The sequence below is a fragment of the Halomonas sp. BM-2019 genome (genome assembly GCF_017584085.1).
The window spans coordinates 1,241,305-1,250,633 of record NZ_CP071922.1; the positions used below are offsets into that span (position 1 = coordinate 1,241,305).

9 protein-coding genes and 1 pseudogene are annotated in these 9,329 nt (G+C 68.7%); 6 read left to right on the top strand and 4 right to left on the bottom strand.

Annotated elements, in window-relative coordinates; genetic code table 11:
- A pseudogene (locus J5F18_RS06305) lies at positions 1–592 on the top strand (polynucleotide adenylyltransferase); the annotation flags it as partial.
- Positions 593–598: 6 nt separating this feature from the next.
- Here the strand turns inward: J5F18_RS06305 and folK are convergent.
- Entirely contained in the window at positions 599–1,117 is a 519-nt protein-coding gene (gene folK / locus J5F18_RS06310; protein ID WP_346301443.1) for a 2-amino-4-hydroxy-6-hydroxymethyldihydropteridine diphosphokinase, read from the bottom strand.
- Positions 1,117–1,482, bottom strand: coding sequence for a dihydroneopterin aldolase (folB, locus tag J5F18_RS06315; RefSeq protein WP_346301444.1), 366 nt, complete (start codon positions 1,480–1,482; stop codon positions 1,117–1,119). The genes folK and folB overlap by 1 nt, the downstream gene beginning before the upstream one ends.
- A gap of 175 nt (positions 1,483–1,657) precedes the next feature.
- Here folB and plsY point away from each other — a divergent pair, with 175 nt between their 5' ends.
- Entirely contained in the window at positions 1,658–2,245 is a 588-nt protein-coding gene (gene plsY / locus J5F18_RS06320; RefSeq protein WP_346301445.1) for a glycerol-3-phosphate 1-O-acyltransferase PlsY, read from the top strand.
- 18 nt (positions 2,246–2,263) lie between these two features.
- Here plsY and tsaD read toward each other — a convergent pair whose 3' ends face one another.
- On the bottom strand, positions 2,264–3,307 hold the full coding sequence (gene tsaD / locus J5F18_RS06325) for a tRNA (adenosine(37)-N6)-threonylcarbamoyltransferase complex transferase subunit TsaD (RefSeq protein ID WP_346301446.1): 1,044 nt from the start codon (positions 3,305–3,307) through the stop codon (positions 2,264–2,266).
- 332 nt (positions 3,308–3,639) lie between these two features.
- Between tsaD and rpsU the strand changes: the two genes are divergently transcribed.
- From rpsU to rpoD, 3 genes are all read left to right on the top strand, one after another.
- Positions 3,640–3,855: a 30S ribosomal protein S21 gene (gene rpsU / locus J5F18_RS06330; RefSeq protein WP_016416934.1), complete on the top strand. Its 216-nt coding sequence runs from the start codon at positions 3,640–3,642 to the stop codon at positions 3,853–3,855.
- Between the two features lie 159 nt (positions 3,856–4,014).
- Positions 4,015–5,901, top strand: coding sequence for a DNA primase (gene dnaG / locus J5F18_RS06335; protein ID WP_346301447.1), 1,887 nt, complete (start codon positions 4,015–4,017; stop codon positions 5,899–5,901).
- A gap of 238 nt (positions 5,902–6,139) precedes the next feature.
- On the top strand, positions 6,140–7,996 hold the full coding sequence (rpoD, locus tag J5F18_RS06340; RefSeq protein ID WP_346301448.1) for an RNA polymerase sigma factor RpoD: 1,857 nt from the start codon (positions 6,140–6,142) through the stop codon (positions 7,994–7,996).
- A 150-nt stretch (positions 7,997–8,146) separates the two neighbouring features.
- Here the strand turns inward: rpoD and J5F18_RS06345 are convergent, their stop codons facing one another.
- On the bottom strand, positions 8,147–8,803 hold the full coding sequence (locus tag J5F18_RS06345) for a hypothetical protein (RefSeq protein WP_346301449.1): 657 nt from the start codon (positions 8,801–8,803) through the stop codon (positions 8,147–8,149).
- Between the two features lie 347 nt (positions 8,804–9,150).
- Between J5F18_RS06345 and J5F18_RS06350 the strand changes: the two genes are divergently transcribed.
- The coding region (locus J5F18_RS06350) for an ATP-binding cassette domain-containing protein (protein ID WP_346302184.1) at positions 9,151–9,329 on the top strand (179 nt) is incomplete at its 3' end.

A 9,329-nucleotide genomic window follows, 5' to 3' on the forward strand; every position in this document is an offset into this window, starting at 1 on the left:
CTGGACCGAGACCGAGAAGGCGCTCGGCGAGCCCTGGCCGGAGGTCTACTTCCAGACCCTGGCCGACTGCGGGGCTCTGGCGGTGCTGATGCCGGAACTCGCCGCCGACCCCGAGGCCCTGGACGAAGCCCTGGGCCGGCTGCACTGCCTGCCCGAGGAGCTCGATCCCGAGTCCCTGGCCCGCTGGCGCTGGGCGCGGCTGGTGGAACACCTGGACGAGGCGGCGCGCAGCGCCCTGGCCGAGCGGCTGCGGCTGCCCGGGGCGCATGCCGGCCTGGCCCGCCAGGCGGCGCTGACCCGGGCGCTGTGCCGGGAAGCCGGGGAGGGAGCGCTGACGGGCGCGCGTATCCTCGACTGGCTGGACGCCATCGACGCCTGGCGACGCAGCGAGCGGGTGGCGCCGCTGGTCAGCCTGGTCAGCCTGGAGGCACCGGCCCTGGCCCAGGACCTGGCGCTGGCCTGGCGGCTGGCCGCCCAGGTGGTCCCGAGGACGCTGGTGGATGAGGGATTTCAGGGGCGTGAGCTGGGCGAGGAGCTGTCGCGGCGGCGGGGCGAGGCCATCGAGGCGGCGCTGGTGCCGCCGGCCACCTGAGCCGGGTCAGCCGGCCCGGGAGATGACCCGCCCGGCCCAGGTGAAGTCCACGGCCCAGAGACGCTGGCCGCCGAGATCGAAGGCGGCCCAGAGCGCAGCGTAGCGTTCGCCACTTTCGGGGTGGCGCGCCTCGGGCAGCAGTTCGGCCAGGGGCTGGAGCACGAAGGCGTGGTGCCGGATCTCGTCGCGGGGCAGGACGACGCCGTCGTATTCGCCGGTCAGCGTGCCTACGCTCAGCAGGTCGATGTCGAGGGTGCGCGGGCTGAACTTGGGGCTGTCCTTGCGGCGCCCGTTGGCGAACTCCAGGCGCTTGCACCAGGCCTGCAGTTCCCCCACCGTCCACTCGCTGTGGAAAGCCGCCACCAGGTTGTAGAAGTTACGGCCATCCTCGAAGCCCACCGGTTCGCTCTCGAACACCCGCGAGATCGAGAGCTCCCCGAAGGTCTCGGCCAGGGCGTCCAGGCAGGTGCGCACGTGACGCTCCCGCTCGATATTGCTGCCGATGCTCACCGTCACCCGTGCCATCACGCCGCCTCCGGGCGGATGCCGCGCTCGATCTGCACGCCCACCGCGTCCGCCGCAGGCACCGCGCCGGGCTTGCGTACGGTCAGGCGCAGCCAGGCGATGGCGAACTCCTCGCGCAGCACCGCGGCCAGCCGCTCGGCGAATGTCTCCACCAGGGCGAACTGGTGCTCCGCGGCGAAGGCCGCGATGCGTTCGCTGATCGCGGCATAGTCCAGGGTCAGGGCGATGTCATCAGCGGCCGCCGCCGGCCGGATGTCGGTGGCCAGCGCCAGGTCGAGGGCCAGGCGCTGGGTGATGGTGCGTTCCCAGTCGTAGACCCCGATGACGGTGTCGACGCCGAGGGACTCGATCAGCACGAGATCCATGGTGTGGGGTTCCGCGGTGAAGGGGTGGGGCCGCAGCTCGGGGCGGCAGCGGCAGGCGTGGCGGGATTGTACGCGAGGCGCCGGCCAGGGAACACCGTGGTCGCCGGAGCCGACGGTGGGCACCGGGGGCGGCGGCTGGCAGAATGGGCGCGATTCCGTCTCGGGAGGGCCGGCCATGGAGGCCCCACTCATCCTGTTGCTGCCGCTGGTGGCGCTGGGCTATCTCAGCGGCAGCTGGCTGGGGGCCTTGACCGTCTGCCGCCTGGCCGGCGTGGACGACCCGCGGCGGGCCGGCTCCTTCAATCCCGGCTTCTCCAATGTCCTGCGGCTCCACGGACGGCGCCTGGCGCTGGCCACCCTGTTGGTGGACGCGGCCAAGGGGGTGCCGGTGCTGGTGCTGGCGATCCTGCTGGGCCTGCCGCCCTGGGCCCAGGGGGTGGTAGGCCTGGCGGTGCTGCTGGGCCACAGCTACCCGGTCTGGTACCGCTTTCGCGGCGGCAAGGCGGTGGCCAGCGCCTTCGGGGTAATGCTGGTGCTGACCCCCGGGGTGGCGCTGGTCTGTGCCGCGCTCTGGGCGCTGCTCGCCTGGCGAGTGCGCACCGCCGCCGTGGCCTCCCTGGCCAGCGCCGCCGTCGCTCCCCTGGCCAGCCTGTGGCTCGCCCCGGACTATGTGATCGTGGTGATCGCCTTCACCCTGCTGGTGCTGGTGCGCCATGTGCTCAATATCCAGCGCCTGGGCCGCGGCGACGAGCCGGGGCTGTAGCCTGGCCACGCCATGGGGTCAGGCAGGGGCGGAGGTGGGGGGCTTCAGGGTATCCAGGGGCCAGCGCGGCACCGCCTTCATCACGCCGAGCTCGTCGCGTTCGCCGGCCCGCAGGCGCTGGGCGCCCACGTACGCAATCATCGCGCCGTTGTCGGTGCAGAAGCGCCCGCGTGGATAGTAGGCCCGGGCGCTACGCTTGGCGCACTCGCGCTCCAGCCGCTCGCGCAGGCGCAGGTTGGCGCTGACGCCCCCGGCCACCACCAGGCGCTTGAGGCCGGTCTGGTCCAGGGCGCGGCGGCACTTGATCACCAGGGTGTCCACCACCGCCTCCTCGAAGGCGCGGGCCACGTCGGCGCGGGCCTGGTCGTCCAGGGCGCCCCGGGTCTCCAGCTCGCGGATGGCGGTGAGGGTGTGGGTCTTGAGGCCCGAGAAGCTGAAGTCGAGGCCGGGGCGGTCGGTCATCGGGCGCGGAAAGCGGAAGCGCCCGGGGTCGCCGCCTTCGGCCAGGCGGGCGACATGGGGGCCGCCGGGGTATTCCAGGCCGAGCATCTTGGCCGCCTTGTCGAAGGCCTCGCCGGCGGCGTCGTCCACGGACTCGCCGAGCAGGCGGTACCGGCCCAGGCCCTGCACGGCCACCAGCTGGGTATGGCCGCCGGAGACCAGCAGGGCCACGAAGGGGAACTCGGGGGGCTCGGCTTCCAGCATGGGCGCCAGCAGGTGGCCTTCCATGTGGTGCACGCCGAGCACCGGAATGCCCAGGGCGCGGGCCATACCGTGGGCGGTGGCCGCCCCCACCATCAGCGCGCCCACCAGGCCGGGGCCTGCGGTGTAGGCGATGGCGTCGAGCTCGCCGCGCGCGAGGCCCGCTTCGTCCAGCACCTGCTGGATCAGCGGCAGCAGGCGCCGGGTGTGGTCGCGGGAGGCCAGCTCCGGCACCACGCCGCCATAGTCGGCGTGCATGGCTACCTGGCTGTGGAGCGCGTCGGCCACCAGGCCGCGCGCGGTGTCGAACAGGGCGACGCCGGTCTCGTCGCAGGAGGTTTCGATGCCCAGTACGCGCATGGTGATCGCTCGGTAGTGCGGAAACAGCCCGGCATTCTACGCCTTTTGACCGTCGACCGGCAGGGGGAGTGGCGGCTGAAGGGCCCGTCAGCGGGCGCTGCGCGCGCATCGGGTGGAGGCGGGCTTGCGTAAAGCATTTGCAAAGGGTAGGGGGCACGACTAGACTATTGTGCGCTGCAAGACTGGGTCGTGCACCCAGGTGGCGATCTCCCGCGACCGATTTCGCCGTCCGGCTCGCTTCGTGGACCGGGCGCAAGTCGTTGTGATAGCTGCCACCCGCAGGGGTGTGCGTACTAACCGAACTCTAGTTACCTAAGGTAGGTGAGTGCTTAATGCCTTCTGTTAAAGTACGTGATAACGAGCCGTTTGACGTCGCGCTGCGTCGCTTCAAGCGTTCCTGTGAAAAAGCCGGTGTTCTCTCCGAAGTGCGTCGTCGCGAGCACTACGAGAAGCCGACTGCAGAGCGCAAGCGCAAGGCGGCCGCTGCCGTCAAGCGCCACGCCAAGAAGCTTCAGCGCGAGCGCAAGCGCTTCGAACGGCTCTATTGATCCGTACTGGAGACCGTCGGGGCCCCGGGCCCGGGCCGTCTCAGGAGGACGCCAAGCGGCCGCCATCCGGTGGCCGCTTGTTTTTTCCGGGCGGGCGGTGCCCCAGGCGCCGCCACCCCATGGCGATGGCAACGCGCCGCTAAAGGTAGTCTCGCGGTTATGGCCGGACAGATACCCCAACGCTTTCTCGATGACCTGCTGGCCCGTGTCGACGTGGTCGAGGTGGTCGGCGAGCGGGTCAAGCTGAAGAAGGCCGGCCGCAACTACTCGGGGCTATGCCCCTTCCATCAGGAGAAGACGCCGTCGTTCACCGTCAGCGCCGACAAGCAGTTCTATCACTGCTTCGGCTGCGGCGCCCACGGCAACGCGCTGCGCTTTCTGATGGAGTACGACAAGCTGCGCTTCCCCGAGGCGGTGGAGCAGCTGGCCGGCCGGCTGGGTCTCGAGGTGCCGCGGGAAGGCGCCGATGACCCGCGGGCTCAGGCCCGGGAGCGCAAGCGCAAGGAAGGGGTCAATCTGCTGGAGCTCTCGGCGAGCTTCTTCCGCGAGCGGTTGAAGATGCCGGAAGGGCAGGGCGCCCGGGCGTATCTCGAGGGGCGCGGGCTCTCGCCGGAGGTGCAGCAGGCCTTCGGGATCGGCTACGCGCCGGATGGCTGGGAGGCGCTCAAGCGCCACCTCGGCGAGCGCGGCATTCCCGAGGCGGTGCAGGTGGAGTACGGCCTGCTGGTGCATCGCGAGGAGAGCGGGCGCACCTACGACCGCTTCCGCGATCGGGTGATGTTCCCGATCCGCGACATCAAGGGGCGCACCATCGGCTTTGGCGGAAGGGTGCTGGGCGATGCCAAGCCCAAGTATCTCAATTCGCCGGAGACCCCGGTGTTCCACAAGGGGCGCGAGCTCTACGGCCTCTATGAGGCGCGCCAGGCCGACCACCGCCTGGAGCGGGTGGTGATCGTCGAGGGCTACATGGATGTGGTGGCCCTGGCCCAGTTCGGCATCCGCAACGCCGTGGCCACCCTGGGCACCTCCACCAGCGAGGAGCACCTGACGCGACTGTTCCGCCTGGTGAGCGAGGTGGTGTTCTGCTTCGACGGCGACCGGGCCGGCCGCCAGGCGGCGACCCGGGCGCTGGAGACGGTGCTGCCGCTGATGATCGACGGGCGCCAGGCGCGCTTCCTCTTCCTGCCCGAGGGGGAGGACCCGGACAGCCTGGTGCGGCGCGAGGGGGCCGAGGCCTTCCAGGATCGCATCACCTGCGCGAGCCCCCTGTCGGAGTTCCTCTTCGACCAGGCGGCGACGGGGCGCGACCTGGCGCGCATCGAAGATCGCGAGCGCTACGCCAGCCAGGTGCTGGCGGCGCTGGCGAAGTTGCCGGAAGGGGTGCTCAAGTCGCTGATGCTCAGTGAACTATCGCGCCGCACCGGCGTCGACTCGTCAAGCTTTGCCGCCTTGCTGGCGCGGGCCGAGTCGGCTGGCGTCGAGTCGGCGGCGAGTGCGGCTGGCCAGGCCGCGTCGCGTTATCCCGGGCGGGCTGACGATATCGCGGACGGGGAAGCGGCTGGACTGCCGCCGGAGTCGGCGCCACCGCGGGGTGAACGTGCCGGCGACCAGGCCCGCCCTGGCGGCTCGCTGAGCCTGGCGGCGCGCGCGCTGCAGCTGCTGGTCCACGAGCCGGGGCTGGTGGCACAGCTTCCGGAGGAGGACGACTGGTGTCCGGAGGAGGAGCCCGACGGGCGTCTGTGTTGTGAGGTGGTCCGCCTTCTTCGCGCCGGACGCTACCGCAGCGCCCAGGTGCTGCTGGCCCACTTCCATGGCAGCGCCGAGGGGGAGCGCCTGGCGGCGTTGGCGCGGCGCGAGCTGCTGATCCCGAAGTCGGCGCGGGGAGCCGAGCTGGAGGGGTTGGTAGCGCACTTTCGCAGGATGCGGCAGCGACGTTCACCCCAGGAGGAGATCGACGCGCTGCTCGCCAGGGAGCGGGCCGGGGAACGGCTGACGCGGGAGGAGAAGCAGCGGCTGATGGCCCTGCTGGCCGAACTGCACGGCTGACCGGAAGGTCAATAGTAGCACCCGGGTTGGCGCCGAGGTTGATTTTTCTCCTACCATCCCCACATAGGAGTCGGCGCTCGGCACCGGCGTAACCTGTTAACCTAACACACCTGAATGACCGCGCAAATAGATCGAACTGGCAGAAAGGTGCTTTCTGCCGCTATACTGTTCGGCTTCACGACTTTTCTCCACCCAGCGCTTCAGGTGCTTCATTCTTCTTCGTCGAGATAGGGTTTCTATGGCTGGAAATGCGCAGCAGCAGTCACGTCTGAAGGAGTTGATCGCGCGCGGCAAGGAACAGGGCTACCTGACCTATGCCGAGGTCAACGACCATCTACCCGAGGATATCGCCGACCCCGATCAGGTGGAAGACATCATCGGCATGATCAACGACATGGGTATCAGCGTCGTCGAGGAAGCCCCCGATGAAGACACCCTGATGATGTCGGACCACTCAACGGATGAGTCTGCCGCCGAGGAGGCCGTGGCGGCCCTGGCCGCGGTGGAGAGCGACGTGGGTCGCACCACCGACCCGGTGCGCATGTACATGCGCGAGATGGGGACGGTGGAACTGCTGACCCGCGAGGGCGAGATCGAGATCGCCAAGCGCATCGAGGAGGGCACCCGCGAGGTGATGTCGGCGCTGGCCTACCTGCCAGGCGCCGTCGAGTCGATCCTCGAGGCCTACGACGCCACCCAGGACGAGGAAGCCCCCGGGCGCCTCTCCGATCTCTTCTCCGGCTTCATCGATCCCGACGAGGGCATCCCCGGCGTGGCCGAGGCTGAGCCGCCCGAGCCTGAGGTCAGCGACGACCTCGACGAGGACGGCGACGCGGACGACGACGACGACGAGGAAGAGGACGACAGCTCCAGCAACGAGGGCGGCCCGGACCCCGAGGAGGCCCGTGCGCGCTTCGAGCAGATCCGCGACCAGAACGCTGCCGCCCAGGCCGCCATCGCGGCCCATGGCCGCGGCTCGCTGCAGGCCCAGGAAGAGCTGGCGCGCCTGGCCGAGCTGTTCTCGCCGATCAAGCTGGTGCCCAAGCACTTCGAGCGCCTGGTCAACCAGGTGCGCATCAGCGTCGAGCAGGTGCGCGCCCAGGAAAAGGCGGTGATGCAGCTCTGCGTCAAGAAGGCGCGCATCCCCCGCAAGACCTTCATCAAGGCTTTCCCGGGCAGTGAGTCCGACCCGGCCTGGCTGGATCGCTTCATCGGCGAGCATGCCAAGTATGCCGACCGTCTGGCGCCGCTGCGTGCCGACATCCAGCGCGCCCAGCGCAAGATCGCCTTCGAGGAGGAGATGGTCAGCCTGCCGGTGACCGAGATCAAGGAGGTCAACCGCCGGCTCTCCATCGGCGAGGCCAAGGCGCGCCGGGCCAAGAAGGAGATGGTGGAGGCCAACCTGCGCCTGGTGATCTCCATCGCCAAGAAGTACACCAACCGCGGGCTGCAGTTCCTGGACCTGATCCAGGAAGGCAACATCGGCCTGATGAAGGCGGTGGACAAGTTCGAATACCGCCGCGGCTACAAGTTCTCCACCTACGCCACCTGGTGGATCCGCCAGGCGATCACCCGCTCCATCGCCGACCAGGCGCGCACCATCCGTATCCCGGTGCACATGATCGAGACCATCAACAAGCTCAACCGGGTCTCCCGGCAGATGCTCCAGGAGATGGGCCGCGAGCCCACCCCCGAGGAGCTCGGCGAGCGTCTCGAGATGCCTGAGGACAAGGTGCGCAAGGTGCTCAAGATCGCCAAGGAGCCGATCTCCATGGAGACCCCCATCGGTGACGACGACGACTCGCACCTGGGCGACTTCATCGAGGATGGCACCATGATCCTGCCCATCGACTCGGCCACCGGCGAGGGGCTGATCGAGGCCACCCGCAACGTGCTGGGCGGCCTTACCGCCCGCGAGGCCAAGGTGCTGCGCATGCGCTTCGGCATCGACATGAACACCGACCACACCCTGGAGGAGGTCGGCAAGCAGTTCGATGTCACCCGCGAGCGGATCCGCCAGATCGAAGCCAAGGCGCTGCGCAAGCTGCGCCACCCCAGCCGCTCCGAGCCGCTGCGCTCCTTCCTCGACGAGTAATTCGCCGACAGGGCCGCTCGCAGGCGCGAGCTGCCCGCACCACGAGAACGCCCCGCCGGCCATACCGGCGGGGCGTTTTCATGATGGCCGGCAGCTGGGTGGGGCCGGCAGCTGGTGTCAGGCCAGACGCCTGGGTGGCGGGGAGCGGCGTCAGCCGGCGCGGCGTGCCAGGGCCCAGCGCCGGGCGAGCAGCGTCAGCTCGATCACCGCGATCAGGATCAGCGCATAGCCGAGCAGTTCCACCACCTCCTCGGCGGCGTCCTTGAAGGTGCGCACATAGTGCTCCTCCATCACCGCTTGCCAGAAGGCGGCGCGCCCGTAGAGGCGCGAGAAGACATAGGTGGTGAGCACCCCGGCGGCAAACAGGCCAAAGGAGAAGCTGTTGGCGTAGCTGGCGAACTCCGCCACGAAGCGCCGGCGCTCCCGGATCACCCAGACGAGGATGGGCACGATCACCAGGGCGACCAGCACCTTCCATGTGTGGCGGGCGACCCAGGCATCGAGCCAGTAGTCCTGCTCGCGGATGAACGAACTGAAGGTGAAGGCAAACATCAGCAGGGTCACCGTGGGCAGCACCTTCAGCACCTGGCGGGTATAGAGCAGCAGCAGCGAGGCGGTAAGCAGCACCGCACTCTGGGCGAGCTCCGTGAAGCCATGCTCCGAGAAGCGCACCTCGGGGAGGTGAAGGGCCTCGAGGTAGGCGCCCTGGGCCAGCCCCGCGACCAGCAGGATATAGAGGGTGGCGCGCAGGCAGGTGGCGGTGAAGCCGATCGGCCAGGGGTGGTCGGGCGGAAGGGGGCGAGGCATGACGTGGTGGGCCTCCGAAGCGGAGCATACATAAGTGTACGTATTTTACTACTTAGGTCGCAGGTTGCCTATCTTCATTCAAACTTCTTTAAATTCAAGGTCTTGGGTAACCTGAAGTGTTTGTTTTCAAGCTATTGAAAAATCAGATTCTACGCCATTGGTCGAGTCATGCCCTTCGGGCTATTGCCGAGCCGCGCCGAGTCCTCTAGCTTACGTTAACGTAAAGTGCCGGGTGGGAGCCCGCCCGGCCAGTCCGCTGCCGAGACGGCCAGTACAGCGACAGCGGCAGACAACAACGACAACAGCACCAACGGCGGATCGCCCCGGCGATCCCGAGAGGACGTCACATGACCCAGGACTTCATTCTGGAGACTCGGGGGTTGACCAAGGAATTCCGCGGCTTTACCGCCGTGGACGATGTCAACCTGCAGGTCCAGGAAGGGCATATCCACGCCCTGATCGGCCCCAACGGGGCCGGCAAGACCACCGTCTTCAACCTGCTCACCAAGTTCCTGCCGCCCACCCG